This window comes from Microbacterium rhizosphaerae (assembly GCF_034120055.1).
Classification (GTDB): domain Bacteria; phylum Actinomycetota; class Actinomycetes; order Actinomycetales; family Microbacteriaceae; genus Microbacterium; species Microbacterium rhizosphaerae.
In genome coordinates this window covers 465,156-491,091 of record NZ_CP139368.1, presented here as the reverse complement: position 1 = coordinate 491,091, position 25,936 = coordinate 465,156, and the positions used below count along the sequence as shown (strand labels likewise).

Sequence of the window (25,936 nt, the reverse complement as noted above, 5' to 3'; positions counted from 1 at the left end):
CACGTAGTGTCCGAAAGGTCTTCGCGCCATCGGTGCGGACATGTATCCGGAGAGCTCGGACGCCACGCTGGGGAGCGTCGTCAAACGAGCCCGGATGCAACGGACGGGAATGGGGCGGGCTGGGCGCCCCTTCCCGGTCCTCTCTCACCCGTCGAGGTAGCGGACGACCGCCTGGACGCGACGGTGGGACTCGGCATCCGCCGTCAATCCCAGCGCGTCGTAGATGCGCGACACATGCTGCACGACCGCCTTCTCGGTGAGGAAGAGACGGGCGGCGATGCTCGCGTTGCTGAGCCCCTCCGCGACGAGCGCGAGCACCTCCTGCTGCCGGGGGGTGAGCGAACCCACCGCGGAGTCGGCGTTGCGCGCACGCCCCATCATGACCGCGACGACGTCGGGGTCGAGGGCGGTGCCTCCGGCGGCGACGCGCTCGAGGTCCACGAGGAATGTGTCGATGTCGGCGATCCGCTGCTTGAGCAGATAGCCGACGCGCCCGACACCGTCGGCGAGCAGCTCGCGCGCATAGCGCCGCTGCACGTGCTGAGAGAGCACCACGACCGCCGTGCTCGGGTCGGTCCGGCGGATCTCCAGCGCGGCGACGAGCCCCTCGTCGGTGCAGGTCGGCGGCATGCGGATGTCGGTGACGACGAGATCGGGATGCAGCCGGCCGACCGCCTCGGTCAGGCCCGCGGCATCCGTCGCCGAGGCGACCACCTCGTGACCGGCGTCGGCCAGCACGAGCTCCAGTCCGCGGCGGATGAGGGCCTCGTCTTCGGCGATCACGATGCGCACGGCAGCTCCGCTCTGAGGATCGTGCCCGTACCGGGCCGGCTCTGGATGTGGAGGGTGCCGCCGAGGGCGTCCACCCGGTCGGCGAGACCTCGCAGTCCCGTGCCGCGGTCGATCGCCGCCGTGCCGACGCCGTCGTCGGTGATCTCGATCTGGAGGCACCCCTCGGAGCTGCCGAGCCGCACCTGCGCGAAGCTCGCCTGCGAGTGCTTGACGATGTTCGTCAGGCCCTCCGAGATCACGTGGTAAGCGGTGTTCTCGATCGCCGGGTCGAAGACCGTTCCATCCGTCGTGTCCTCCAGCACCGTCGCGATCGGCATGCGATCGACGAGGTCCTCGGCGGCCGCCGTGATCCCGCGCTCGATGAGCGCCGCGGGCACGAGGTCGTGGACGAACGCGCGGAGGTCGGCGGCGGCAGCGTCGATGTCGGCGCGCAGGCGCAGCGCGCGCTCGGGCACGTCGGCGGCGGGGCTGGATGCGAGCCGGTGCGCCTCGAGCGCCAGCATCACGAGCTGGGCCTGCAGCCCGTCGTGCAGGTCGCCCGCGATGCGCCGGCGCTCCCGGTCCGCCGCCTCGACGATGCGCTCGCGCGACGCCACCAGCGCCTGACGGCTGGCGAGCAGCTCGGCGGTGAGCTGCTCGCTCTCGACCGCGATCGCGACGACGTTGCCCGCCCGGGCGACGAGATCCGCGTCTCCCTGGAGCGCCGAGTCGTACGAGAACCCGCCGATCGTGCGGCCGTTGCGCTCGATCACATGCCACGCGCGCGTCGGTGACGTCGGCGGCTCGATGACCTGTCCGTCGTCGCCGATGAACTGGCCGCGCTCGCCGACCCACACACCCAGCCGCAACGACGCATCGCCCAGGGCGGTCGCGAGCAGAGCCTCGATCGACAGGCTCGTCCGGGTGGTGCTGCCGAGCCACGTCGACAGCTCCTCGAGCTCGCTCGTGCGCGCGAAGCCACCGCGCAGGATGGCGATCGTGAGCACGAGCGGGATGCAGGCGATCAGCGCGAGCTGGATCACCGTGCGGGCGAACGGGTCGAGGCCGAGCAGATCGACCCCGATCAGCGTCGAGAGCGGGGTGTAGAGCACCGTGATGATGCCGTAGACGTACAGCGGGATGAGGACGCGGCGGTGGGATGCGTCGGCCCGGCCCATGCGGACAGCCAGCACGACCGCCGCCGCACTCATGACCACGAACCCGGCGACGACCTGCACGTGCTGAGACGTCTGGGCCAGCGACGGGTCGTCGGCGATCGCGAACGGCGGGAACGGCCCGTGGGGGTCGAGCAGATAGAGGGGCGCCTGCAGCACGAGCGAGACGAAGTACCCGGCGACGACGATCCAGAACGCCGGGCGGGTCAGCCGTCCCGCCGGGAACGCGAGCAGGAGGTGCAGCGTCGCGGCGAGCGCGACGCTCGCGAAGATCGCGCCGAGCGCCTGCAGCAGCGGAATCGTGGCGTTGCCGAGCAGCCCGAGGTAGATCGCGACGCCGGCGATGACGATGAGGAAGCCGATCGGGTTGCTCGGGCGGCGGCGCCAGGCGATGACCCCGCCAACGATGTAGGCCCAGAAGATCAGCGGCAGGCAGCGCAGGAGGAGCCCGACCGGGCTGTCGTGCACCGGCATGACCGCGTACTGGAACACGCCGAGCAGCACTGCGGAGACCCCGATGACCACGAGGGCTCGATCGAGGGAGCGCCGCAGCGCGAACCGCACGCGGGGAACAGGCGTCATGTGGCTCCATTGTGGCCTGCCCGCGGTAGCCTGAGCGCGCGCCGTGACGACGCGGCGCGGCATCCATCCCCGAGAACCATGGATGCGCGGCACCGGACGTTCACGAAAGGGCCCTGGCTTGAGCGACATGGACGCGATCGCAGCCGGCTCCTCCGCCCCTCAGGCGCCTGCGGGCGCCGCGGCGCCGGGCAGGGGGAAGGTGCTCGCCTGGGGCCTGTGGGACTGGGGCTCCGCCGCCTTCAACGCCGTCGCGACCACCTTCGTGTTCACGCGCTACATCACGAGCGACTCGTTCGGCTCGAACGCCTCGACGAGCGCCGCCCTCGGATTCGCCCTGGGCGCGGCGGGCCTGCTCGTGGCGATCACCGCGCCGGTCACCGGACAGCGGACGGATGCCTCCGCAAGGCGCAAGCTGTGGCTCGCAGTCAACACGGTGATCGTCGTCGTGATGCTCGCACTCATGGCGTTCGTGCAGCCCGATCCGGCGTTCTTCTGGTTCGGCATCGCGCTGCTGGCCATCGGCACCGTCTTCTACGAGCTGGCGAGCGTCAACTACAACGCGATGCTGTCGCAGGTGTCCACGCCACGGAATGTCGGCAAGGTGTCGGGCTTCGGGTGGAGCATGGGGTACTTCGGCGGCATCGTGCTGCTGCTGATCCTCCTGATCCTGTTCATCCCGCCGTTCGGCATCCTCGGTCTCGACAGTGCGACCGGCGTGCGCGTGGCGATGGCCGCGGCTGCGGTGTGGTTCCTGCTCTCCGCGCTGCCCGTGCTCATCGCCGTCCCGGAGAACCGTCCCGACGGCGATCCGGTGAAGATCGGGCTCGCCGCGTCGTACGCGAAGCTCTTCCGCGACATCGCACGGCTCTGGCGCGAGGCTCGGCACACCGTCTACTTCCTCATCGCGAGCGCCGTCTTCCGAGACGGCCTGACCGGCGTCTTCACCTTCGGCGGCGTCCTCGCGGCCGGGACTTTCGGCTTCACCGCCAGCGAGGTCATCCTCTTCGGGATCGCGGCCAACATCGTCGCCGGCATCGCGACCGTGTCCAGCGGGGCCCTGGACGACCGGTTCGGCGCGAAGCCCCTCATCGTCGTCTCGCTCGTCGGCCTGATCGTCTGCGGGACGGCGGTGTTCTTCCTCCACGGCGGCGGCCAGACGATGTTCTGGATCTTCGGCCTGCTCCTGTGCCTGTTCGTCGGGCCTGCGCAGTCGGCATCCCGCACGTTCCTCGCCCGGGTCATCCCGCCCGGCCGCGAGGGCGAGGTGTTCGGCCTCTACGCGACCACCGGCCGGGCCGCGACGTTCATCGCCCCGACGCTCTTCGGCATCTTCGTCGCGCTCGGCGGTGCGCAGTACTGGGGGATTCTCGCGATCGTCCTCGTGCTGCTCATCGGGCTGCTGCTCCTGCTGCCGGTGAAGGCACCGCAGCCCGTGCCCAAGGGATAGTCAGCCGCCGATCATCCCCTCGGCCGCCTCGTTGGGCTGCGGGTCGGGCAGGCGACGCATCCGGAGGGCGTTCAGCGTGCCGAGAACCGAAGCGAGGATCGGGATCAGCAGCGCCACCTGCAGCGCGATGTGCCGCGCCTCGGTGTTGATGCGGATGACCTCGGCCGACGCCGCGGGCGGCTCGTCGGCGAGCATCTGCGCCAGGCCCGTGTTCGACATGAGCTGCGCATCCTCCTCCAGCACCGAGGCGACCTGCGTCTGCTGCTCGGCGGTGAGCACCTCGCTCTGGTACGCCAGCGTCGTGAACGCCGAGGCGAGCGTCGCGAGCATGATCGCCCCGGCGAACGCGAGGCCGAAGGAGAGGCCGAAGGATCCCGCCGCAGAGTTGACGCCGGCGGCCTCGCTCACGCGCTCGTCGGAGATCGGCGAGAGCGTGAAGTTGTTCAGCTGCGACACCAGGAGTCCGAGGCCTGCGCCCGCGACGATGAGCGGGATCGTGAGATACCAGCCGGAGGTCGCGATCGGCACGAGCGGGACGATGCCGAGGAGGCCGACGAACGCGAGGATGAATCCGATCAGGATGAGGTTCGCCGGCCGGCCCTTGGCGCGGCGGCCCGCCCAGATCGCGACGGCGAACATGCTGAGCGACAAGGGGGCGATCGACAGGCCCGCCTGCAGGGCGTTGTACTCCAGCACCATCTGCAGATACAGCGGCAGCACGATCATGGTTCCGCCCAGCGCGATCTGCTGCAGCAGCTGGCCGCTCACGCCGGTGCGGAACGGCTTCGACGAGAACAGCGCGGGGTCGAGCAGCACCGGCTTGCCCCGCTTCTTCCGCGAGCGCAGCCACCAGGTGAGGCCGCCGAGCGCGACGACGCCGAGGCCGATGAGCAGCCCCACATAGCCGCCGCCCTCCTGCCACACCAGGATGCCGAGGACGACACCGCCCATGCCGAGCACCGACAGGGCCGCGCCGACGAGATCGATCGAGCGGTCGCCGGTGTACTTCACATCCTTCACGAGCCCGATGCCGCCCAGCACGACCGCGATGATCACCGCCTCCAGCCCGAACGCGACACGGTACGACCAGAACGTCGTGATGAACCCGCCGAGCAGAGGGCCGACGGCGGCCGCGATCGCGGCGGATGCGCCCACGAGCGCATAGACGCGCTTCTGGTACGCGCCGGCGAAGTTCCCGTGAATGAGCGACTGCATCGAGGGCAGCAGCAGGGATGCGCCGATCCCGCCGATGATCGCCCAGAAGACGATGACCGCCGTGAGGCTCTGGGCGAACGTCATCGCGACCGCGCCGATCGCGTATCCGAGCAGGCCGAGGATGTAGGCGAGTTTGCGCCCGATGAGATCGCCGGTCTTGCCGCCGATCAGGATGAACGCCGCCGAGACGAGCGCTTCGAGGGCGATCGCCCCCTGCACGCCGCTCGCTGTGGTGTCCAGCTCCTTCACGACGGCCGAGATCGACACGTTCATGATCGACGTGTCGACCACGAGCACGAACATCGCCATCGCGAGCAGGGCCGCGAGACGGCGGTTGAACGTGGTCGCGCCCGCATCGGTCGTCATGCGTGAAGTGAACCACTCCGCCGCGCTCGCGCGCTATACGAAGTCTCCTCGAGGCCTCGCAAGATGGGGCGGATGCCTCATGCCCGCCGGTGATCCGGCGACGAGAGTGAGGTCATGAGCACGCGAATCACTCCCGCATCCGCCGCCGCGGCCACCACCGCGCGGCCCGCGCTGCCGAGCGGCGTCGGCGAGCGCTTCACCGGGTTCGGCGTCATGGGCGTCGCCTTCGACACCGGGCACTACCTGGCCCTGCGAGCGTGGACGCAGACCACGATCGGCGACCCCTACCGGTCGGTGTGGCACCGCGATCCGCAGGGCCGATGGCACATGTACGTGACGGCTCCGCCCGAGCGGAGCTGCCCGCGCTACTTCAGCGCCGCCGCATCCTACGAGCGCGTCGCCCGGATCGAGCTGACCTGGACGGATGCGCACCGCCTGCGCGTGCGCATCCCCGGCACGCTGGAGTGGGACATCGCGCTTCGCGCCACACCGGCGACCCGCACGATGTCGGCCATGGCGGGCGCGATGCCGGCCGCCGCGCGGAGCAGCGATCCGCTGCTGGCCGCCATGGGGCCGATGTCGCGCCCGATGCTGCGGGCGGGCAGGATGCGCCTGACCGGCGCTTCGCCCAACCGGCAGCACTTCCAGGTGGTGCCGCTGCGCGTATGGTCGGTCGCCTCGAGCACCGCGACGCTCGACGGTGACGATCCGGGCTCGACGCATCCGCTCGACGAGCAGTCGCGCCTCGGGGACTTCTGGATGCCCCAGCGCGGGATCTTCTACGTCGGCGAGGCGCGGTTCGAGTCGTTCGACCCGCTTCGTCACCTCGCCCCCGGGCTGCACGCCGACGCCGTGTGAGCGCGGGCTCTGGATGCGACGCATCCGATCGTCCACAATGGCGCCGTGAGCGGGTCGACGGCAGGAGCTCCGACGCGGGCCGAGATGCTCGCGGCGCTGTCGATCGCGATCGACCTCGGACTCGGTCAGCCGGCCGAGCACATGCTGCGCGCCGCGATCCTCGCGCGCAGGCTCGCCGAGCGTCTCGGGCTGTCCGCGCAGCAGCGCGGCGCGACCTACTACTCGACCTTGCTCATGTGGATCGGCTGCACCGCCGATTCGCAGGAGTACGCCCGCTGGTTCGGCGACGACATCGCCGTGCGCGCGGCGTCGTACCTCGTGGACTGGTCGGGCCTGCCGTTCCTGCGCTTCCTCGTCGACCACGTCGCCGAGGGCCGGCCGCTCACACGACGGGCCGCGACGCTCGCCGGGATGATGTCGGATGCGCGCGGCAACCTCGGGCGCCTGCTGCACTCGCACTGCATGTCGGCGGCGCTGCTGGCCGGCCGGCTCGGCCTTCCGCAGGAGGTTCAGGATGCCGTCGCGTGCGCTTTCGAGCGGTACGACGGTCGCGGGCTCCCGCAGGCGCTGTCCGGCGACCGGATTCCGCTCGAGATGCGGATCGCGCAGCTCGCCGACACCGCCGAGGTGCACGACCGCCTCGGCGGGGTGGATGCCGCAATCGCGATGGCGCAGAGCAGGCGCGGCGGTCAGTTCGATCCGGTGGTGGTCGACGCGTTCGCCGCGGACGCCGGTGCCCTGCTCGACATCCCGCACGGCTCGGCTGCCTGGACGGCCGCGATCGACTCCGCACCGGATCGCGATGCGGTGCTCCACGGCGAGGCCCTCGACGAGACCCTCGCCGCGATCGGCGACTTCGTCGACCTCAAATGCCCGTTCATGCTCGGGCATTCGCGAGGGGTGGCGGACCTCGCCGGGTCGGCCGCGCTCGCCATGGGCATGTCGCCGGCCGATGCGTCGACCCTGCGGCGGGCCGCATACGTGCACGACATCGGGCGGCTCGGCGTCTCGAACCTCATCTGGTCGAAGGACGGCCCGCTCGACGACGCGGACTGGGAGCGCGTGCGGATGCATCCGTACCTCGGCGGTCGTGTGCTCTCACGGGTTCCCGGGATGGATGCCGAGGCCGCCCTCGTCCGCGCGCACCACGAGCGGCCGGACGGCGGCGGATATCCCGCCGGAAGCCGCGGAACGACTCTCACCAGGGCCGATCGCCTGCTCGCCGCGGCCGTCGCCTATCGCTCGGCGACCGAGCCGCGTCCCTATCGGGTGGCGTTGGAGCCGGCCGAGGCGGCGGCCCGGCTGCAACGGCGGGCGGCGGCGGGTCAGCTGGATGCGGAGGCGGTCGCCGCGATCGCCGCCGCGGTCGGGGCCGTCGGGGCACGTGCGCGGACCGCGACGCCCGCGGGTCTCACTCCGCGCGAGGCGGAGGTCCTCACGCTCGTCGCCCAGGGGCGCACGAACCGGCAGATCGCGGCATCCCTCTCGATCAGCGAGAAGACCGTGCGCAACCACGTCGAGCACACCTACGCCAAGATCGGCGTGAGCAACCGCGTGGGTGCGAGTCTGTTCGCGATCGACCACGGTTTCCTGCGCTGAGCCGTCACATCAGGGCCGTCCGTCGGGGCGCGGCGGACTCGCCGGCCACGCGTCGGCGAGCTTCGTGAGCAGGCGCGCCAGCTCCGCCCGCTCGGCGTCGGTGAAGCTCGCGAGCGCGGAGGCCACCGCATCCGTCCGCTGCCCGAGGAAGCCGCGCACGAGACGCTCGCCGTCGGTCGTCAGTGCGATGCGCGTGCGGCGGGCATCGTCGGGGTCGGCCTCGCGGCGGACGAGTCCCATCTCGACGGACTGCTGGACGAGCCGCGACGCTCGCGGCTGATCCACGCCGATCGCCTCGCCGAGTTCGCTCACCGAGAGCGGACCGGAGGCCCGGGCGAGCGCCTCCAGGAGCCGGAAGCGCGCGGGACCGCCGAAGCGGCCGTGCATGGCGCCGGCCCACGGGGGCGGCTGGTGGCCGTGCGGACCGTGGTCGTGCCCCGACCAGTGGTCGTGCATGCCGGGGCCGCCATGCATGCCCGGCCACGGCTGATCCGGCGGACGCGGCGGCATGCCGGGCCCGCCGGGAAACGGCATACGTCGCCCGCGCAGCCGCGCGAGCGCGTTCGCGATGCGGTCGATGTCGGAGTCGCTCATACATCGACGATACATGCGACTTGACATGGATCCCAGATACATGTCACACTGCATGTACATGCCAGATGACATGTACTTCATCGAGAGGAGTTCTCATGACGGAGAACGAAGACACCGAATGGACGCCGTCGCTGCGCGACTGGCTCCGCATCGCAGACTTCCAGGTCGCCCAGTCGTTGGGGGCCGCGTTCGCGGCCGAGGGGCTGCCGCGGCGCGACGGGATGCTGCTGCGCCGGCTGGCGAAGGGTCCCTTGACCACCGATCGCGACAAGAAGCTGCGCTCGCTCGAGGACCGCGGCTGGGCCCACCAGCGCGGCGATGGCACGTGGGAGCTGACGGAGGACGGCCGAGCCGCCGCCGACCGGCTGTCCGAGCGGCTCGACGAGCTGCACGCCACGATCCGCGACGCGGTCGGCGAAGAGCGGTATGAGGCACTCGCCTCGTCGCTCGAGTCGGTCTCGCGTGCGCTCGGCTGGGACGAGAAGTCCGGGGTTCCCGGGCGCGGTTTCGGCGGCGCCGGCTTCGGGCCCGGATTCCGGGGTCGCGGTTTCGGACCCGGGTTCGGCCCGTGGGCCGCTCGTCGGGGCTTCGGACCGGGATTCGGTCCTGGCTTCGGCCCGGGCTTCCGGCCGGAGTTCGCCGGCGGGTGGCAGCAGGGTCACGGACCCTGGGAGCAGGGTCACGCACCCTGGGAGCACCACGGCCACCACGGACACGCGGGGCACGGCGCGGAGTGCGGTCATGGCCGGCACGCGCACGCCCACCACGGTCACGGGCACGCGCACCCGCACGGAGAGCAGGAACACGGCGGCGCCGAGGCGGCGTATGAGCGCGGCTTCGCCGCCGGGTTCGCAGCGCACCGGGGCGCCTAACCGGCCGTACGAGAGGCCCGCGATGGAGACGTCGCGGGCCTCTTCCGCGGGCGGACGGTAGCGTGACGCCGTGGGCGTTCCGCAGGAGGTGGCACCCGGCATCCACGTCGCGACGAGCCGGAGGACGCTGACGACATCCACGGTGCTCATCGGCGGTGAGGAGGCATTCCTCGTCGATCCGGCATGGATGCCCGACGAGCTCGCCGCGCTCGCCGCGTTCGTGGGGGGATCGCGTGTGGTCGGCGGCTTCGCGACGCACGCGCACCACGATCATCTGCTCTGGCATCCCGGATTCGGGGATGCTCCGCGGTGGGCGTCGCAGCGCACGACCGAACTCGCGCGCCAGGAGCGCGACGCCCTCGTCGAGGGGCTGGGCGCGGAGTTCCCGCATCCGCTCGTCGAACTCATGGGGAGGGTGGATGCGGTGGCCGGCCGCATCCCCGAATCTGCGGGATTCGACATCGAGCTGATCGTGCACGACGGGCATGCGCCCGGCCACACCGCACTGTGGCTGCCGCGCGAGCGCCTGCTGCTCGCGGGCGACATGTTGAGCGATGTCGAGCTGCCGCTCCCCTTCGATCCGGACGATGTGCCGGCCTACCTCGAGGCGCTCGACGTGCTGGCGCCCTACGCCGCGCGGGCGGCTGTCGTGGTGCCCGGACACGGGCGCGTCGGAGCGGATGCCCTCACCCGGCTCGACGCTGATCGGCGGTACATCGACGACGTCGTGCACCGCGCCTCGTCGGATGATCCCCGCCGGGCGAACGCGGGCATGGATGCCGAGTACGAAAGGCTGCGACGGCTTGTCGGTGGTGCGGGGTAGCGTCGGTGTCGTCCAAGGAGGCTGACATGGCTGAATCGACACCGTCGAAGATCGTGCAGGAGTACCACCGCGCCTGGACGGGTGGTGACGTCGAGCATGCGCTGAGCCTGGTGTCGGACGACATCCGATGCCGGGCTCCCGGGCAGGATCTCGTCGGCAAGGAGGCGTACGGAGCGTTCCTGGCCGGCTTCGCGCCGAAGCTCACGGGCATCGCGGACATCGCGACCTTCGCCGACGGCGATCGCGTCGCGCTCTTCTACTATCCGCAGACAGCGGCGACGAGCACGACACCCGCGGCCGAGTGCTTCACCGTGCGGGGCGGGAGGATCGTCGAGAGCGTCCTGATCTTCGACCGGATGTCGTACGCGCCGCCGCCGGCTTGAGGCGCGGGTGGCCGCGCCGCCCTCCGCCGCATCCCGTCAGCCGAGCGAGGTAGAAGGCGCTATGAACCCCGCGCGGTGATGCGCTCGCCACCCTGAGTCTCAGGCGAGTTCCGGGACCACCTGCTCCTCCAGCAGCGTGATCGAACCCCACGCGAGGTGGTGGTGCTCACGCACAAGCTCGAGCGCCTCGTCGCGTGACTGCGCGCGGACGACCGACATCCCGATCACATCGCTCCCGCCGTCGACGCAGCCCGCAGCGGTCACGGTCGCGGCGGCACCGAGCGGGCGACCGAGATCGACGAGCCGGTCACCCAGCCCAGCACTCCACTCCTGCCACTGGGCGAGCCCCGCCTGCGCCTCCTCCGCGGTCGCCTGCGCGAACCGTGCGGCGACCTCCTGCGGCGCGTGGTACAGCACGACGTACGTCTTCATACCCACTCCATTCCCTCGGCATCCCTCGACGGCGATGCACCGTCACCACCCGTCACCACCCGTCGCCGCCGGCCAAGTCGGCCTCGATCCGGTCTCCGACCCGCGCGAGCGAGGCGGCGGCCGAAGCAAGGTCCGCGGCATCCAGCATCCCCGCCATCCGCTCGGCCCACGCGCTGTAGCGCGCGACGATGTCGGACAGTGCCCGCGCACCCGCCGGCGTGATCGCCACCAGACGTGCGCGCCGATCTGCAGGATTTTCGACATAGGCGACCAGTCCGTCGGCTTCGAGCGCGTCAGCCACTCGCTGCACGCTCTGGCGAGCGAGGCCGAGCTCCCGTGCCATCTGAGCGACGGTGCGAGGCGAGTCGTCCGCACGTCCCAGTACCTGCCAGCGCGCGCTCGACTGACCGGACGGCGCTGTCAGCCGCTCGCCGTTGCGCATCAAGAGGCCGTTCACGCGGAACACGGCCAGCGACAGCGCCCACAGCTCGTCCTGCTTCCCCGACATGCGCACATCCTTCCAGATTGACAGCATACTGTCAATATCTCGGCATCGTCGGATGGATGCGGTCTGAGGGGAACGAACGAGCAGAGATGTGAGCCGGCGGCGGGAGATGACGGGAGAATGAGCGGATGCCGCACCCTGCACTCCTCGCGATATCGCACGGCACCGCGTCCGCGGAGGGACAGGCGTCGATCCAGGCGCTCGTCGACGCCGTCGGGCGGCGCCTGCCGCAGGCCAGAGTGCGGCTGGGACACGTCGACGTCCAGCAGCCGGATGTGGCGGCATCCCTCGCCGAGCTCTCCGACGGCCCGGTCGTCATCGTCCCGCTCCTGCTGTCGGCCGGATACCACGTGCGCATCGACCTGCGCGAGCAGAGCGCGCACCGCGACGACGTCACGATCACGCCCGCCCTCGGCCCCGACCCGCGGCTCGCCGACCTCCTCGCCGAGCGCCTGCGGGAGATCGAGCCGAATCCGGGGCATGTCGTGCTCGCGGTCGCAGGATCCAGCGACGAACGCGCCAACGACGACTGCCGCCTCGTCGCCCGCATGCTCGGCGACACGCTCGGGCGCGAGGTCCACGTCGGCTTCCTCGCCGCCGCCGAACCGCGACTGGGCGCAGCGGTCGACGCCGCGATCGCCGACTCACCCGACACCGTCGTCGCGAACTACCTGCTCGCGCCGGGCTACTTCCACGACCTCGCGACGCGCGAGGCGCACGGCCGGCCCCTCGCCCGCCCGCTCCTCACCCCGGACAGCGAGCCCGCGGCATCCCTCGTCGACATCGTCGTCGAGCGGTATCTGGACGCGGCACAACTCTCCGAATGAGCTCCCGTGCAAACATAACTGGACGTTATGGAATACATGCGTCAAGTTCATGTCTCTGCGTTACGCCGCGTTCCGTGACATGACACACGAGATGTCACAGGCCGACGCTCCGCCATAGCCTCGCCAGAGGTCCGAACGGGCCTGCCCGGCCCAGCCGGACGAGCGGGGAGGTGCCAGCGGTGACGATCAGCGACACGAGCGAGCGACAGCCGGCGGCGTCTGCGTCCGGGCACGCCCGCCCGATCACAGACCGCGCGCGCCCGCCGCGCCCGTCATCCAAGCCGAACGGCCAGTGGAAGATCGACGGCACCACGCCGCTGAACGGCAACGAGGAGTGGAAGCAGGAGGACGGCGGCCTCGCCGTCCGCGAGCGCATCGAGAACACGTACGCGGAGGGCGGATTCGCGAGCATCGACCCCACCGACCTCCACGGGCGCTTCCGCTGGTGGGGCCTCTACACGCAGCGCAAGCCGGGCATCGACGGCGGCCGCACCGCGACCCTCGAGCCGCACGAGCTCGAGGACGAGTACTTCATGCTGCGCGTCCGCATCGACGGCGGGCAGCTGACCACCGAGCAGCTGCGCGTCATCGCGGGGATCTCGACCGAGTTCGGCCGGGACACCGCCGACGTCACCGACCGCCAGAACATCCAGCTCCACTGGATCCGCGTCGAGGATGTCCCGGAGATCTGGCGCCGGCTCGAGTCGGTCGGCCTGCAGACCACCGAGGCCTGCGGCGACGTCCCCCGTGTCATCCTCGGATCCCCCGTCGCCGGCATCGCCGCGGACGAGATCATCGACCCGACGCCGCAGATCCAGGAGATCACCGAGCGCTTCATCGGCGACGCGTCGCTCGCGAACCTTCCGCGCAAGTTCAAGACCGCCATCACCGGCCACCCCAGCCAGGACGTCGTCCACGAGATCAACGACGTGGCGTTCGTCGGCATCGTGCACCCCGAGCTCGGCCCCGGCTACGACCTCTGGGTCGGCGGGGCCCTCTCGACGACTCCCCGCCTCGGCGAGCGCCTCGGCACCTTCGTGCCGCCTGATCGCGTCGCCGAGGTGTGGCACGGCGTCACGCAGATCTTCCGCGACTACGGCTACCGGCGCCTGCGCAACAAGGCGCGCCTGAAGTTCCTCCTCGCCGAGTGGGGCACGGAGAAGTTCCGCCAGGTGCTCGAGACGGAGTACCTGGATGCGCCGCTCCCCGACGGCCCGGCCGCCCCGAAGCCGACGAGCCCCGGCGATCACGTCGGCATCCACCGCCAGAAGGACGGTCGGTTCTTCGTCGGCGTCACGCCGCTCGTCGGCCGCTCCTCCGGGAGCCAGCTGACCCGGCTCGCCGACCTCGTCGAGGCCCACGGATCGACCCGCGTGCGGACGACCCCGCACCAGAAGCTCGTCATCCTCGACATCGAGGAGGACCGCATCCCCTCGCTCGTCGCCGGCCTGGATGAGCTCGGCCTCTCGTCGCGCCCGGATCTCTTCCGCCGCAGCACCATCGCGTGCACGGGCATCGAGTTCTGCAAGCTCGCGATCGTGGAGACCAAGGTCAACGCCGCGGCCGCCATCGAGGTCCTCGAAGAGCGCCTCGCAGGCATCGACCTCCCGCATCCGATCTCGCTCCACGTCAACGGCTGCCCGAACTCGTGCGCCCGCATCCAGACCGCCGACATCGGCCTCAAGGGCCAGCTGGTGGTCATCGACGACGAGCAGGTGCCCGGCTACCAGGTGCACCTCGGTGGCGGACTCGCCTCGCCGCTGCGCGAAGAGCCGGGCCTCGGCCGCACGGTCCGCGGCCTCAAGGTCGCGGCCGACGGCATCGCGGACTACGTCGAGCGGGTCGTCCGCCGGTTCCTCGCCGACCGCGAGGCCGACGAGTCGTTCGCCGAGTGGGCGCACCGCGCCGATGAGGAGGCTCTGCAATGAGCGCCGCTCTCGCGGCGCAGCGAGCCGGCGCCTCAGAAAGGACCTCAGGACAATGACCGTTTCGCTTGCCCCCCGCGCCGCCGCCAAGCGCAGCGCCGAAGAGCTCAAGGCCCTCGCCGAGCGCGGCAACGTCGAGCTCGGCAGCCTCACCGACCACGAGGCGACGCCCGCCGAGGTCGTCGCGTGGGTCGCGCAGAACTTCGGGGCGGATGCCGCCGCCGTCGCCTGCTCGATGGCCGACGCCGCCCTCCCGCACCTCGTCGCCGAGCAGCTCCCGGGCATCGACGTGCTCTTCCTCGACACGGGCTACCACTTCTCGGAGACGTACGCGACGCGGGACGAGGTCGAGCGCGTCCTCGACGTGCGGATCATCGACATCACCCCGGATCAGACGGTCGCCGAGCAGGATGCCGAGTTCGGCGCCAAGCTCTTCGAGCGCGACCCGGCGCTGTGCTGCGCCCGCCGCAAGGTGGCGCCACTGCACGACGCGCTCGGCGGCTACGAGGTGTGGTTCACCGGTGTCCGCCGCGACGAGGCGCCTACGCGCACGAACACGCCCCTCGTCTCGTGGGACGAGCGCAACGGTCTCGTCAAGGTCAACCCGGTCGCATCCTGGAGCTTCGACGACCTCCTCGCCTACGCCGCCGAGCACAAGGCACCGGTCAATCTGCTCGTGAACTTCGGCTACCCATCCATCGGCTGCGAGCCGTGCACGAAGCCGGTCGCCGCCGGCGAAGACCCCCGATCGGGCCGCTGGGCCGGCACCTCCAAGACGGAATGCGGGCTGCACGTATGAGCACCGACACGATCGACCTTTCCGCCGCCGGGCGGCAATCCGGCGGATATCGGGCGAATTCGGCCGATAGCCCCGATTTCGGCCGGATCACCGGCAGTGCGCAGGATCGGGATGCTGTGACTGCACCCGGCGGCCTCGATGCCCTCGACCAGCTCGAGGCCGAGGCGATCCACATCATCCGTGAAGTGGTCGCCGAGTTCGAGCGCCCGGTGCTGCTCTTCTCCGGCGGCAAGGACTCCGTCGTCGTGCTGCACCTGGCGACCAAGGCGTTCTTCCCGGGCAAGGTTCCCTTCCCGGTGCTGCACGTCGACACCGGCCACAACTTCCCCGAGGTCATCGCGTTCCGCGACGACACCGTGGCCCGCCTCGGCATCCGTCTGGACGTCGCCCGCGTGCAGGACTACATCGACGACGGCCGCCTGCATGAGCGCGCCGACGGCACGCGCAACCCGCTGCAGACGACGCCTCTCCTCGACGCCATCGCCGCCGGCCGCCACGACGCCGTCTTCGGCGGCGCCCGCCGCGACGAGGACAAGGCCCGCGCCAAGGAGCGCATCATCTCCCTGCGCGACGAGTTCGGCCAGTGGGATCCGCGCAACCAGCGTCCGGAGCTGTGGAGCCTGTACAACGGCCGCCACACCCCGGGTCAGCACGTCCGCGCGTTCCCGATCTCGAACTGGACCGAGCTCGACGTGTGGCGCTACATCGAGCGCGAAGGCATCGCCCTCCCGCCGCTGTACTTCGCGCACGAGCGCGACGTCTTCCGCCGTGACGGCATGTGGCGCGCGGTCGGCGAGGTCTCGCAGCCGCTCGCCCACGAGACGGTCGAGAAGCGCACGGTCCGCTACCGCACGGTCGGCGACATGAGCTGCACCGGAGCGGTCGAATCGGATGCCGCGACCACCGCCGACATCGTGGCCGAGGTCGCCGTCTCGACGCTGACCGAGCGGGGCGCGACGCGCGCCGACGACCGCATCAGCGAGGCCGCCATGGAGGACCGCAAGAAGGACGGATACTTCTGATGAGCACCGCTCAGATCGATCCGGTCCCCGAGCTCGTCGAGGGGCCGCACATCTCCACGCTTCGACCGTCTCGGCGACCGGAGGGGACGACCCTCTTCCGCTTCGCGACCGCCGGCTCGGTCGACGACGGCAAGTCGACGCTCGTCGGCCGCCTGCTGCACGACGCGAAGGCCATCCTCGCCGACCAGCTCGAGCAGGTGGCCCGCACATCCGCCGAGCGCGGCTTCGCGCACGGCACCGGCTTCGACTTCGCCCTGCTCACCGACGGCCTGCGCGCCGAGCGCGAGCAGGGCATCACGATCGATGTCGCCTACCGCTACTTCGCGACCGACCGCCGGAGCTTCATCCTCGCCGACTGCCCCGGACATGTGCAGTACACCCGCAACATGGTCACCGGCTCCGCGACGGCCGACGCCGTCATCGTCCTGGTCGACGCGCGCAAGGGCGTGCTCGAGCAGACCCGACGTCACCTGGCCGTCGTCGCGCTGCTGCGCGTGCCGCACGTCATCATCGCCGTGAACAAGATCGACCTCGTCGACTTCTCCGCCGAGGTCTTCGCGGACGTCGAGGCCCAGGCCCGCGCCGTCGGGGCGCAGCTTCAGATCGACGACCTGCACGTGCTGCCCGTCTCGGCCCTCGACGGCGACAACATCGTCGACCGCTCGGAGCGGACCCCCTGGTACGACGGCCCCTCGCTCATCGACCTCCTGGAGACCCTCCCCGCCGAGGACCAGCTCGAGACCGAGCGCGAGCCGTTCCGGCTGCCTGTGCAGCTGGTGATCCGCCCGCAGGGGGCCCTCGCGCCGGGGCTGGATGCCGAGGAGTTCCGCGACTACCGCGCCTCCGCCGGCCGTGTCTCCTCGGGCCGTGTCCGCGTCGGTGACGAGGTCACCGTCCTCCCGACGGGCCTGCGGACGACGGTGACGGGTGTGTGGGTGGCCGGAGCGCCGACGGACGAGGCATCCGCCCCCCAGTCGGTCGCGATCGAACTCGCGGACGATGTGGATGCCGCCCGCGGCACGGTCATCGCCGCTGCCGACGCCGCGCCCGCGCCGACCCGTGAGTTCGACGCCGAGCTGTTCCAGCTCGACGCCCGCGGACTCGCATCCGGCACTCGCGTGCTGGTGAAACACGGCACCTCCACGGTCCAGGCGGTGCTGCAGATCACGAGCCGCTACGACCTCGACGCGCTCGCGCACGAGGACGCGGCATCCCTCTCGGTGAACGACATCGGCCGGGCGCACGTGCGCGTCGCCGCCGACCTGCCGGTCGAGCCCTACGCGCAGGGGCGCGCGGGCGGATCGTTCCTGGTCATCCATCCGTCCGACGGCGCGACGCTCGCCGCCGGGACCGTCCTGGCCTGAACCGCCCGGATACCGCAACACCGTCACATCCACTGATCACGAAGGAGGCGCAACGCAATGATGAAGACCGCGAAGTTCACGACCCTGGCCCTGGCGGCCATGATGCTTGCCGGCTGCGCCGCCTCCGCAGATGCGGCGACGCGCACGCCCGCCGCTCTCACCGGCGGGACTCCCGCCTCCGAGATCCGCATCGGCTACTTCGCCAATGTGACCCACGCACCGGCGCTCGTCGGGCTGCAGGAGGGGATCTTCGACAAGGACATCACGGCGAAGGTCTCGGCCGAGCTGTTCAACGCCGGCCCGGCGACGATCGAGGCGCTGTCCGCCGGCGCGATCGACGCGGCGTTCATCGGCCCGAACCCGTCGATCAACTCGTACATCCAGTCGGCGGGGCGCTCGGTGCGCATCGTCGCCGGTGCGACCACCGGCGGCGCGGCACTCGTCGTCAAGAGCGGCATCACGAAGCCCGAGGACCTCAAGGGCAAGACGCTCGCGACTCCGCAGCTGGGCAACACGCAGGATGTCGCGCTGCGCAACTGGCTCGCGGGCCGGGGCTTCAAGACCGACACGACCGGCGGCGGCGACGTCAAGATCACGCCGACCGACAACGCGCAGACGCTCGCGCTGTTCCGGCAGGGCAAGATCGACGGCGCGTGGCTGCCGGAGCCGTGGGTGTCGCGCCTGGTCGAGGAGGCGGGCGCCACCGTGCTCGTCGACGAGGCCGATCTGTGGAAGAACGGCGCGTTCCCCACGACCGTGCTGCTGGTGAACGCGGAATTCCTGGCGAAGCATCCGCAGACCGTCAAGCAGCTCGTCCAGGGCGACGTCGACGCGATCGCGTGGCTGAACGAGAACAAGAGCACGGCCGCGAACGCGATCAACGAGAAGCTGAAGGCCGATTCCGGCAAGGGGCTGTCCGACGCGGTGCTGCGCCGGTCGCTCGAGCACGTGACGTTCTCGGCCGACCCGCAGGCGCAGACCTACACCCAGCTCGTACAGCACGGCCTCCGGGCCGGCACGCAGAAGAGGGGCTCGGTCGACGGGCTGTTCGACCTGCGGCTGCTCAACGAGGTCCTGAAGGCCGACGGCGACAAGACCGTCTCGGCGCACGGGCTCGGAGAACAATGAGTTCCGGATCGCCGGCGCCCGAGCGCCGCCTCGGACCGAGCTTCGACATGACGACGCCGCCGGTCGCGCCGCCGCTCGCTCCGGCGCCGGCCGTCCGCCTGCAGCACGTCGGCAAGCGCTACGGCGCCGGGCCGGTCGTGCTCGACGACATCTCCCTCGACATCGCACCGAGCGAGTTCGTCTGCCTCCTGGGCGCGTCCGGCTGCGGCAAGTCGACCCTGCTGAACCTCATCGCGGGCCTCGATGCCCCGACCGCCGGGACGATCGAGACGCCGGCGGAGGGCTCGGCCTTCATGTTCCAGGACTCGGCCCTCATGCCGTGGCTCACCGCCCGCCGCAACATCGAGCTCGCGCTGCGCCTGCGGGGCGTGCCGCGTGCGGAGCGCGGCGAGCGAGCATTGGAGCTGCTCGACATCGTCTCGCTGACGGATGCGGCGGACAAGCGCCCGCACGAGCTGTCCGGCGGCATGCGCCAGCGTGTCGCGCTGGCTCGCGCCCTCGCCCAGGACCGCCCGGTGCTCCTGATGGACGAGCCGTTCGCCGCGCTCGACGCCATCACGCGCGACCTCCTGCACGAGGAGCTCGCGCGGGTGTGGCGCGCCACCGGCCGCACGATCGTCTTCGTCACGCACAACGTGCGCGAGGCCGCCCGCCTCGGCCAGCGCGTCATCCTGCTCTCGAGCCGTCCGGGCCGCATCGCCGGCCAGTGGCGCACCGCAGGAGCCGACCACGTCGTCCTCGAGCAGCAGATCACCGAGCAGCTGCGCAAGGAGATCCGCCGCAATGCCGCCTGAAACCCGCATCCCCGTCGCCGAGCCCGTCGAGGCTCCACCCGCAGGGGCGAGCGCGTCCCCGAGCCCGGCGGTCGTCCGCGTCGTCGCACCGACCGACACCGAGCTTCGCGACCTCGCCGCCGGCCTCGACAGCCTGCAGACGGATGCCGAGCGCCGCCCGAGCGGGTGGCGCCGGTTCCGCACGAGCGTGCTGCCGCCCATCCTCTTCATCGTCGTGCTGCTCGTCGCGTGGCAGCTCTACATCGTCATCGCCCAGCCGCGGCCCGACATCGTGCCCTCACCGGCGGATGTCGCGGCCGCCCTCGGCGACGCCTGGGCGTCGGGCCGACTGCCCACCGCGATCGTGACGAGCCTGGAGCGCGGCATCCTGGGCTTCCTCATCTCGATCGTCGTCGCGACGCCCGTCGGGCTGCTCCTCGCCGAGGTGCGACCCATCCGTCGCGCCGTCGGCCCGATCATCTCGGGGCTGCAGGTGCTGCCGTCCGTCGCATGGGTCCCCGCCGCGATCCTGTGGTTCGGACTGACGGATGCCACCGCCTACTTCGTCGTGCTGATGGGCGCCATCCCGTCCATCGTGAACGGCCTCGTGTCGGGCGTCGACCAGGTGCCGCCGCAGCTGCGGCGGGTGGGGACGGTGCTCGGCGCGCGGCACCTGCGCCTGGCGACCCTCATCGTGCTGCCTGCCGCACTGCCCGGGTACGTCGCCGGCCTCAAGCAGGGGTGGGCGTTCGCGTGGCGGTCGCTCATGGCCGCAGAGATCATCACCGTCGGAGGCACCATGGGCTTCGGTCTGGGCTCGCTGCTCGACACCTCGCGCCAGCTCGCCGACATCTCGTCGGTGCTCGCCGCCATCCTGGTGATCCTCGTCATCGGCATCCTCGTGGAGCTCGTGGTCTTCGCCCCGTTCGAGCGACGGATGCTGCGCCGCCGGGGCCTGCTCGTGGAGACGGCCCGATGAGCCGCCGTGCGACCGGCAAGGTCTGGCTCGTCGGGGCGGGCCCGGGCGATCCCGGCCTGCTGACCCTGCGGGGCCTGCGCGCTCTCGAGCGGGCCGACGTCATCGTCGCCGATCGCCTCGGCGCGCGCGCGGTCCTCGACGGGCTCGCCGCCGAGGGCGTGGAGCTCGCGGCCGAGGTCGTCGACGTGGGCAAGCTCCCGGGGCACCACGCCGTGCCGCAGGACGCGATCAACGCCCTGCTCGTGCACCTCGCCCGCGACGGCAAGAACGTCGTGCGGCTGAAGGGCGGCGACCCGTACGTCTTCGGCCGCGGCGGCGAGGAGCGCGAGTTCTGCCTCGAGGCGGGCGTTGACGTCGAGGTCGTCTCGGGCGTCACGTCAGCCGTCTCGGTGCCCGCGATCGCCGGCATCCCGCTGACCCACCGCGGCGTCGCGACGGCCTTCACCGTCGTCACCGCCCACGACCAGATCCAGCAGCTCGGCGGCGGCCGCGATCACACGGTGGTCCTGCTCATGGGCATCGGCACCCTCGCGCACGCGGCCATGACCCTGGCCCGCGGCGAGCGCGGGGCCGACTGCCCCGTCGCGATCGTCGAAGACGGGTTCGGCCCCGGCCAGCGGGTCACCGTCGGAACGCTCGCCACCATCGCGCACCAGGCCGCGCTCCGCGGCGTGCGCTCGCCCGCCGTCGTCGTCGCCGGCGACGTCGTGTCGCTCAGCCTGTACGCAGAAGCTCTCGAAACCGAAGACAGAAAGGCCGCCTCGCTGTGACCTCCTCTTTGAATCACCTCCGCGTCGCGATCGTCGGAGCCGGCCCTGCCGGCATCTACGCCGGCAACATCCTCACGAACGCCCTTCGACAAGCTCAGGGACCGGTTGCTGAGCCTGTCGGAGCACGCATCGACCTGTTCGAGTCCCTCCCCGCGCCGTACGGCCTCATCCGCTACGGCGTCGCGCCCGACCACCCGCGCATCAAGGGCATCGTCACCTCGCTGCACGAGATGCTGGATGCCGGCACCACCCGGTTCATCGGCAACGTCGAGGTCGGCCGCGACATCGCGATCGACGAGCTGCACGAGCGCTACGACGCCGTGATCCTCGCCACCGGTGCGATCCGCGATGCGGAGCTCGACATCCCCGGCATCCACCTCCCCGGCTCGTACGGTGCCGCGGACTTCGTCGCCTGGTACGACGGGCACCCCGACGTCCCGCGCGAGTGGCCGCTCGATGCCTCCGCGGTCGCCGTCATCGGCAACGGGAACGTCGCGCTCGACGTCGCCCGCGTCCTCGCGAAGCACGCGGTGGACCTGCGCCCGACCGAGATCCCGGACAACGTGCTCGCGGGACTCGAGGCCTCGGCCGTCACCGACGTGCACGTCTTCGGACGCCGCGGCCCGGCCGACGTCAAGTTCACGCCCATCGAGCTGCGCGAGCTCGGCGAGGTGCGCGACGTCGACATCGTGCTCGCCGACGAGGATTTCGAGACGCTGGATGCGGCGGCCGCCACGAACAACCAGCTCAAGGTCATGCTGCGCACGTTCCAGTCGTGGCGGGACCGCGGGCCGTCCGGCGCGTCCCGTCGCCTGCACCTGCACTTCTGGCACGCGCCGGTCGAGGTCGTCGGCACGGAGCGCGTCGAGGCGGTGCGGTTCGAGCGGACGACGCCCACCGAGAGCGGCGTCGTCGGAACCGGCGAGTACCGCGAGATCCCGGTGCAGCAGGTCTACCGCGCGGTCGGGTACTTCGGCTCGCCGATCGTGGATGCGCCGTTCGACGACGTTCGCGGCGTCATCCCGAACGTCGAGGGCCGGGTGTCGACCGGGCTCTACGCGACCGGCTGGATCAAGCGCGGACCGGTCGGCCTCATCGGTCACACGAAGTCCGATGCGATGGAGACGATCGCCCACCTGGTCGCCGACGTCGAGCACGGCGTGCTGACGGCTCCGACGGTCGACGGCGACGTGCTCGATCTGCTGGCCGAGCGCGACGTCGCGTACACGACCTGGGACGGCTGGCTGGCCCTCGATGCCCACGAGCGCGCGCTCGGCGCTGCGCACGAGCACACGCGCGAGCGCGTGAAGGTCGTGCCGCGCGACGAGCAGGTCGAGCTCTCGCGCAGCGGTTCCCTGCTCGGCTCATGACCGACCCGGCGCCCGGCGGAGCGGAGAGCGGCGAGACTCCCGTCGTCGATGTGCTCGTCATCGGCGGCGGACCCGCCGGGCTCTCCGCCGCCCTGAACCTCGGTCGCGCCCGCGCGACGGTCGTGGTGGTGGATGCCGACCGCCCCCGCAACGCGGCGACCCTCCGCTCGCACGGCTTCCTCACACGCGACGGAGTCCCGCCGCAGGAGCTCCGCCGCCTCGCGCGCGAGGAGCTCGCCGCGTACCCGAACGTCCAGGTCCTGGTGCGCACGAAGGTGGCGTCGCTCGAGGAGACCGCCGGTGCCGACGGGGCGCGCTTCGCCGCGGTCCTCGAGGGCCGCAAGGGTCCCGCATCCGTGCATGCCCGCTCGGTGCTCGTCGCCACGGGACTGCGCGAGACGCTGCCGGATGTGCCGGGAATCCGCGGTTTCTACGGCATGAGCGTCTTCAGCTGCGCGGCGTGCGACGCGTGGGAGCTGCAGGACCGACCCCTGGCCCTCATCGGCGAGACCGGCGATCTCGCGGCTCGGGCTCGGCTCATCGCCCGCTGGACGCACAGCCTCACGGTCTTCACGAACGGCGCCGACACGGTGGATACCGCCGACGAAGCGGAGCTCGCGGCATCCGGTGTGCGTGTCGAGCGCGAATCGATCGCCGACCTCGAGGGCGACCGCGGCGCGATCACCGGCGTGCGCCTCGCGAGCGGGGCGGTCGTGCCGGTCGAGGGCGGCTTCGTCCGTCCGGTCTGGACGCCCGCACTGGAGTTCCTGGCGGGCCTCGACGCGTCGCGCGACGAGCACGGGCATCTCGTGGTCGACCGCTCGGGCCGCACGAGCATCCCCGGCCTGTACGGTGCGGGGGATGCGGCGGCCCCCGGTCCCCAGCAGCTCATCGTGGCGGCGGGCCAGGGCGCGCGCAGCGCGGCCGTCATCGTGCACGACCTCGTCGGCGTGGTCACCGCCCACTGAGCAGGTGGCAGCCGGCGCGAGGCGGGCACTCAGTCGAGGAACGTGTTCGGATCGAATTCGTCGATCGGGATGACCCTGATGCGGGGCAACGGGGCGTCGAAGACCCGTGCGTCGTACTCGAGGTCGAACTTCTCGAGACCGGCGAGCGTGCTGTAGCCGGCGTTGCGGAACTCCGAGAAGGCGACGATCCCCACCCGCCGCTGCGGTCCGATGAGATCGGACACGTCCTGAAGGAAGTCGCCGTCGTGACTGACCAGCATCACATCCGCTGTCCTGCCGGCGAGGGCCTGCAGCGTGCGCTGGATGGCGATATCCACCACCTTCTCGTCCGGCGCACCCGACAGCGGGACGACGATGTAGTCCATCGCTTTCAACGCCTGCACGAAGGGCATCGGAATGCCCGAGGACGCATTCAGGAAGAACACGCCGCGCGCGGCCTGACCCCACGTCCTCTGCGCGAACGCGAGGAGGCGATCCCATCGCGGCCGCTCGTCTGGCTGCGGCCTCCTGTTGAGGATCGACGTGCCGAAGGTCGCGTCGATGTTCTCACCATCCACGAGCACCCAGGTCGATCGTGACTCCGCGTCCGACACGTGCGTCTCCTCCGTCTGTTCCCCAGCCGAAGCCTACGCGGGCCGTGCCGCTTCCCGCGGACCGACCGGTCCGACGGTTATCGTGCCATCGCCCACCTGAAGGGACGTCGACCGCGAGATCAAGCCGGCTCGCTGGGGCGCGACCACGATCGATCCGATCGCCGCGAACCCGCGCGCCATTGCGCGCGCCGGCACGGTGAAGAGGTCGTCCTGCACGCGCAGTGACGTGAGGCGCAGGGATTCCTCGCGGGACAGCCCGAACCACCCGCAGACGATCTCGATCCCGTGCGGTGTCACCCGCCAGAGCTTGTCGGCATCCTTCACGATCGCATCGTCGATGTGCAGCGCATGAAGTCGCGAGTCATGCCCGTCGATGATCTCCACGATTCGACGCACGGTCTCCGAGTCTCGCCCGAGTGACGACAGCACCTCGGTCGCGATCCGCGCACCCTCCTTCTCGTGTTTCAGCACCAGATCCGGACGTCCCCCTCCCGGCGCGATCGCCTCCAGGATCAGGTCGTCCGACACGGTCGACCAGCCGGTGTCGTGGAGGAGGATCGCCGGCAGCACGACCTCCGGGTCGGCATCCGGCAGCAGAGCCAACAGGGCGCGGGCGAGGCCGTACGCGTACAGAGTGTGGCTGTCGTTGTTGCGCACCGCGAGGTACGGCGCCGCCCGATTCCAGACCTCGGCGTCCGGATCCCGCAGACGGATGACCCCGGGCACGTCGGATGCGGGCGGGATGTGCGAGCGGATGTCGCGGCCCAGGCGCGTGCTCGTCGACGAGCTCATGAACGGGAGGCTCTCAGGCAGCGCCGGTCCCGAGCAACTACGCTTCCACTGGTCGGAAGCGATGATGCTCCGACGGACACGAGGGGCGGAGTCGGCATGGCGGGTGGGGTGAGCCCTCCGGGGCAGTCGGTGACGGGGCGGATGCTGTCGATCCTCGCCGTGTTCGAGAAGACTCTCGCGCCCCGCAGTCTCACCGAGCTGAGCAACGAGACGGGACTGCCGTTGAGCACCACGCATCGCCTGCTCGCCGAGCTCGAGGACTGGGGCGCGCTGCAGCGCGACGACAACGGCCGGTATCAGATCGGCCTGCGCTTGTGGGAGCTCGGACAGCACGCCGGTCGCCAGGTACGCGACATCGCCCGTCCTCTGCTGCAGGACCTCTACAGCCTCACGCAGGAGACCGTGCACATCGCGGTGCGCGAGCATACCGAGGCGCTGTACATCGATCGGGTGTACGGCTCGCGCCGCGTACCGCAAGCATCACGTGTGGGCGGCAGGCTTCCGCTGCACGCGACCGCGGTCGGCAAGGTCCTGCTCGCGCACGAGGAGTCGTGGCTGCGCGAAGCCGTGCTCGCCCAGCCGCTCGAGAGCCGCACGCCGAAGACCCACGTCGACCCCGACGCCCTGCGGGTGGAACTGGATGTCATCCGCGCGCGCGGCTACGCGCTGACCGCCGACGAAGTCCGGCTCGGGTCGGCCTCGATCGCGGTGCCGATCTTCCAGCGCGACGGCGGCATCGGGGCGGCACTCGGCCTGGTGACATCCGCGGACACCGCGGTGGGCCTGGAGCGGCACCTGCCCGCGCTGCGCGGCATCGCTCACCGCATCGAGACCAGTGTCGGGGCATTCCCGCTGCGCAGCATGACCCCGGCGGGCACGCGTCCGCGATGAGGTCGCTTCCGCTCAGTGGAAGCCGGCTATCGCGGTCGACGCCCCGGGGGGTGAGATGTGACTGCCGCCTCCGGGTGGCATGAGCTGAACCAGGACACGACGTTCAGAGACGA

General features: G+C 71.0%; 26 protein-coding genes. 18 read left to right on the top strand and 8 right to left on the bottom strand.

The annotated features are described in order from the left end of the window. Positions 1-144: 144 nt before the first annotated feature. Complete coding sequence (locus SM116_RS02265; RefSeq protein WP_320942844.1) at positions 145-792, bottom strand: response regulator transcription factor; 648 nt, start codon at positions 790-792, stop codon at positions 145-147. After that, positions 780-2,528 (bottom strand): sensor histidine kinase, encoded by a 1,749-nt coding sequence (locus SM116_RS02260; RefSeq protein ID WP_320942843.1) that lies wholly within the window; start codon positions 2,526-2,528, stop codon positions 780-782. The genes SM116_RS02265 and SM116_RS02260 overlap by 13 nt, the downstream gene beginning before the upstream one ends. 127 nt (positions 2,529-2,655) lie before the next feature. Between SM116_RS02260 and SM116_RS02255 the strand changes: the two genes are divergently transcribed. Continuing rightward, the gene (locus tag SM116_RS02255) at positions 2,656-3,975 is read left to right on the top strand and encodes an MFS transporter (protein WP_320944228.1); all 1,320 of its coding nucleotides are present in this window, start codon (positions 2,656-2,658) and stop codon (positions 3,973-3,975) included. Here SM116_RS02255 and SM116_RS02250 read toward each other — a convergent pair whose 3' ends face one another. Beyond that, positions 3,976-5,556: an MFS transporter gene (locus SM116_RS02250; protein ID WP_320942842.1), complete on the bottom strand. Its 1,581-nt coding sequence runs from the start codon at positions 5,554-5,556 to the stop codon at positions 3,976-3,978. It lies immediately after the preceding gene. A 114-nt stretch (positions 5,557-5,670) separates the two neighbouring features. On the opposite strand from SM116_RS02250, the gene SM116_RS02245 reads away from it, so the two are divergent. Both SM116_RS02245 and SM116_RS02240 read left to right on the top strand, forming a co-directional pair. Further along, positions 5,671-6,414 carry a hypothetical protein gene (locus tag SM116_RS02245; protein ID WP_320942841.1) on the top strand — a complete coding sequence of 248 codons (744 nt, stop codon included), beginning with the start codon at positions 5,671-5,673 and terminating at the stop codon, positions 6,412-6,414. Positions 6,415-6,459: 45 nt separating this feature from the next. After that, positions 6,460-8,013 carry an HD domain-containing phosphohydrolase gene (locus SM116_RS02240; RefSeq protein WP_320942840.1) on the top strand — a complete coding sequence of 518 codons (1,554 nt, stop codon included), beginning with the start codon at positions 6,460-6,462 and terminating at the stop codon, positions 8,011-8,013. 9 nt (positions 8,014-8,022) lie between these two features. On the opposite strand, the gene SM116_RS02235 is transcribed toward SM116_RS02240, so the two are convergent. After that, positions 8,023-8,607, bottom strand: a complete 585-nt coding sequence (locus SM116_RS02235) for a MarR family winged helix-turn-helix transcriptional regulator (protein WP_320942839.1) — start codon at positions 8,605-8,607, stop codon at positions 8,023-8,025. A gap of 95 nt (positions 8,608-8,702) precedes the next feature. Between SM116_RS02235 and SM116_RS02230 the strand changes: the two genes are divergently transcribed. The 3 genes from SM116_RS02230 (at position 8,703) to SM116_RS02220 (ending at position 10,685) form a co-directional block, all read left to right on the top strand. Continuing rightward, complete coding sequence (locus SM116_RS02230; RefSeq protein ID WP_320942838.1) at positions 8,703-9,479, top strand: hypothetical protein; 777 nt, start codon at positions 8,703-8,705, stop codon at positions 9,477-9,479. Positions 9,480-9,549: 70 nt separating this feature from the next. Beyond that, complete coding sequence (locus SM116_RS02225; RefSeq protein ID WP_320942837.1) at positions 9,550-10,302, top strand: MBL fold metallo-hydrolase; 753 nt, start codon at positions 9,550-9,552, stop codon at positions 10,300-10,302. Between the two features lie 26 nt (positions 10,303-10,328). Further along, entirely contained in the window at positions 10,329-10,685 is a 357-nt protein-coding gene (locus tag SM116_RS02220) for a nuclear transport factor 2 family protein (protein ID WP_320942836.1), read from the top strand. 99 nt (positions 10,686-10,784) lie between these two features. Here SM116_RS02220 and SM116_RS02215 read toward each other — a convergent pair whose 3' ends face one another. Then, positions 10,785-11,117 carry a hypothetical protein gene (locus tag SM116_RS02215; protein ID WP_320942835.1) on the bottom strand — a complete coding sequence of 111 codons (333 nt, stop codon included), beginning with the start codon at positions 11,115-11,117 and terminating at the stop codon, positions 10,785-10,787. A 52-nt stretch (positions 11,118-11,169) separates the two neighbouring features. Next, positions 11,170-11,625 (bottom strand): MarR family winged helix-turn-helix transcriptional regulator, encoded by a 456-nt coding sequence (locus tag SM116_RS02210; protein ID WP_320942834.1) that lies wholly within the window; start codon positions 11,623-11,625, stop codon positions 11,170-11,172. 125 nt (positions 11,626-11,750) lie between these two features. On the opposite strand from SM116_RS02210, the gene SM116_RS02205 reads away from it, so the two are divergent. The 11 genes from SM116_RS02205 (at position 11,751) to SM116_RS02155 (ending at position 23,547) form a co-directional block, all read left to right on the top strand. Beyond that, a complete protein-coding gene (locus tag SM116_RS02205; RefSeq protein WP_320942833.1) occupies positions 11,751-12,449 on the top strand; it encodes a sirohydrochlorin chelatase in 699 nt (232 codons plus the stop codon). A gap of 242 nt (positions 12,450-12,691) precedes the next feature. Next, entirely contained in the window at positions 12,692-14,377 is a 1,686-nt protein-coding gene (locus SM116_RS02200; RefSeq protein ID WP_320944227.1) for a nitrite/sulfite reductase, read from the top strand. 52 nt (positions 14,378-14,429) lie between these two features. Next, on the top strand, positions 14,430-15,173 hold the full coding sequence (locus SM116_RS02195) for a phosphoadenylyl-sulfate reductase (protein ID WP_320942832.1): 744 nt from the start codon (positions 14,430-14,432) through the stop codon (positions 15,171-15,173). Continuing rightward, the gene (gene cysD, locus SM116_RS02190) at positions 15,170-16,195 is read left to right on the top strand and encodes a sulfate adenylyltransferase subunit CysD (protein ID WP_425563233.1); all 1,026 of its coding nucleotides are present in this window, start codon (positions 15,170-15,172) and stop codon (positions 16,193-16,195) included. Before SM116_RS02195 ends, cysD begins: the two co-directional genes overlap by 4 nt. Next, the gene (locus tag SM116_RS02185; RefSeq protein WP_320942830.1) at positions 16,195-17,559 is read left to right on the top strand and encodes a sulfate adenylyltransferase subunit 1; all 1,365 of its coding nucleotides are present in this window, start codon (positions 16,195-16,197) and stop codon (positions 17,557-17,559) included. Before cysD ends, SM116_RS02185 begins: the two co-directional genes overlap by 1 nt. A 57-nt stretch (positions 17,560-17,616) precedes the next feature. Beyond that, the gene (locus SM116_RS02180; RefSeq protein WP_320942829.1) at positions 17,617-18,687 is read left to right on the top strand and encodes an ABC transporter substrate-binding protein; all 1,071 of its coding nucleotides are present in this window, start codon (positions 17,617-17,619) and stop codon (positions 18,685-18,687) included. A 47-nt stretch (positions 18,688-18,734) separates the two neighbouring features. Next, positions 18,735-19,481 carry an ABC transporter ATP-binding protein gene (locus SM116_RS02175; RefSeq protein WP_320944226.1) on the top strand — a complete coding sequence of 249 codons (747 nt, stop codon included), beginning with the start codon at positions 18,735-18,737 and terminating at the stop codon, positions 19,479-19,481. Then, entirely contained in the window at positions 19,471-20,439 is a 969-nt protein-coding gene (locus SM116_RS02170) for an ABC transporter permease (protein ID WP_320942828.1), read from the top strand. Before SM116_RS02175 ends, SM116_RS02170 begins: the two co-directional genes overlap by 11 nt. Further along, entirely contained in the window at positions 20,436-21,209 is a 774-nt protein-coding gene (gene cobA, locus SM116_RS02165; RefSeq protein WP_320942827.1) for a uroporphyrinogen-III C-methyltransferase, read from the top strand. Before SM116_RS02170 ends, cobA begins: the two co-directional genes overlap by 4 nt. Positions 21,210-21,217: 8 nt before the next feature. Beyond that, positions 21,218-22,579, top strand: coding sequence for an FAD-dependent oxidoreductase (locus SM116_RS02160; RefSeq protein ID WP_320944225.1), 1,362 nt, complete (start codon positions 21,218-21,220; stop codon positions 22,577-22,579). After that, complete coding sequence (locus SM116_RS02155) at positions 22,576-23,547, top strand: NAD(P)/FAD-dependent oxidoreductase (RefSeq protein WP_320942826.1); 972 nt, start codon at positions 22,576-22,578, stop codon at positions 23,545-23,547. Before SM116_RS02160 ends, SM116_RS02155 begins: the two co-directional genes overlap by 4 nt. A 29-nt stretch (positions 23,548-23,576) precedes the next feature. On the opposite strand, the gene SM116_RS02150 is transcribed toward SM116_RS02155, so the two are convergent. Together SM116_RS02150 and SM116_RS02145 are read right to left on the bottom strand one after the other, a co-directional pair. Then, a complete protein-coding gene (locus tag SM116_RS02150; RefSeq protein ID WP_320942825.1) occupies positions 23,577-24,140 on the bottom strand; it encodes an NYN domain-containing protein in 564 nt (187 codons plus the stop codon). A gap of 33 nt (positions 24,141-24,173) precedes the next feature. Next, positions 24,174-24,932 (bottom strand): HD domain-containing protein, encoded by a 759-nt coding sequence (locus tag SM116_RS02145; protein WP_320942824.1) that lies wholly within the window; start codon positions 24,930-24,932, stop codon positions 24,174-24,176. Between the two features lie 108 nt (positions 24,933-25,040). On the opposite strand from SM116_RS02145, the gene SM116_RS02140 reads away from it, so the two are divergent. Beyond that, positions 25,041-25,823 carry an IclR family transcriptional regulator gene (locus SM116_RS02140; protein WP_320942823.1) on the top strand — a complete coding sequence of 261 codons (783 nt, stop codon included), beginning with the start codon at positions 25,041-25,043 and terminating at the stop codon, positions 25,821-25,823. Positions 25,824-25,936 lie beyond the last annotated feature (113 nt).

Excerpts from the sequence above, each read along its gene's own strand:
- SM116_RS02205 (WP_320942833.1), top strand. The coding sequence starts at position 11,751 with ATGCCGCACCCTGCACTCCTCGCGATATCGCACGGCACCGCGTCCGCG.
- SM116_RS02220 (WP_320942836.1), top strand. The coding sequence starts at position 10,329 with ATGGCTGAATCGACACCGTCGAAGATCGTGCAGGAGTACCACCGCGCC.
- SM116_RS02195 (WP_320942832.1), top strand. The coding sequence starts at position 14,430 with ATGACCGTTTCGCTTGCCCCCCGCGCCGCCGCCAAGCGCAGCGCCGAA.
- cysD (WP_425563233.1), top strand. The coding sequence starts at position 15,170 with ATGAGCACCGACACGATCGACCTTTCCGCCGCCGGGCGGCAATCCGGC.
- SM116_RS02185 (WP_320942830.1), top strand. The coding sequence starts at position 16,195 with ATGAGCACCGCTCAGATCGATCCGGTCCCCGAGCTCGTCGAGGGGCCG.
- SM116_RS02250 (WP_320942842.1), bottom strand. The coding sequence starts at position 5,556 with ATGACGACCGATGCGGGCGCGACCACGTTCAACCGCCGTCTCGCGGCC.
- SM116_RS02170 (WP_320942828.1), top strand. The coding sequence starts at position 19,471 with ATGCCGCCTGAAACCCGCATCCCCGTCGCCGAGCCCGTCGAGGCTCCA.
- cobA (WP_320942827.1), top strand. The coding sequence starts at position 20,436 with ATGAGCCGCCGTGCGACCGGCAAGGTCTGGCTCGTCGGGGCGGGCCCG.
- SM116_RS02175 (WP_320944226.1), top strand. The coding sequence starts at position 18,735 with ATGACGACGCCGCCGGTCGCGCCGCCGCTCGCTCCGGCGCCGGCCGTC.
- SM116_RS02145 (WP_320942824.1), bottom strand. The coding sequence starts at position 24,932 with ATGAGCTCGTCGACGAGCACGCGCCTGGGCCGCGACATCCGCTCGCAC.
- SM116_RS02180 (WP_320942829.1), top strand. The coding sequence starts at position 17,617 with ATGATGAAGACCGCGAAGTTCACGACCCTGGCCCTGGCGGCCATGATG.
- SM116_RS02235 (WP_320942839.1), bottom strand. The coding sequence starts at position 8,607 with ATGAGCGACTCCGACATCGACCGCATCGCGAACGCGCTCGCGCGGCTG.
- SM116_RS02255 (WP_320944228.1), top strand. The coding sequence starts at position 2,656 with ATGGACGCGATCGCAGCCGGCTCCTCCGCCCCTCAGGCGCCTGCGGGC.
- SM116_RS02215 (WP_320942835.1), bottom strand. The coding sequence starts at position 11,117 with ATGAAGACGTACGTCGTGCTGTACCACGCGCCGCAGGAGGTCGCCGCA.
- SM116_RS02210 (WP_320942834.1), bottom strand. The coding sequence starts at position 11,625 with ATGTCGGGGAAGCAGGACGAGCTGTGGGCGCTGTCGCTGGCCGTGTTC.
- SM116_RS02260 (WP_320942843.1), bottom strand. The coding sequence starts at position 2,528 with ATGACGCCTGTTCCCCGCGTGCGGTTCGCGCTGCGGCGCTCCCTCGAT.
- SM116_RS02230 (WP_320942838.1), top strand. The coding sequence starts at position 8,703 with ATGACGGAGAACGAAGACACCGAATGGACGCCGTCGCTGCGCGACTGG.
- SM116_RS02245 (WP_320942841.1), top strand. The coding sequence starts at position 5,671 with ATGAGCACGCGAATCACTCCCGCATCCGCCGCCGCGGCCACCACCGCG.
- SM116_RS02155 (WP_320942826.1), top strand. The coding sequence starts at position 22,576 with ATGACCGACCCGGCGCCCGGCGGAGCGGAGAGCGGCGAGACTCCCGTC.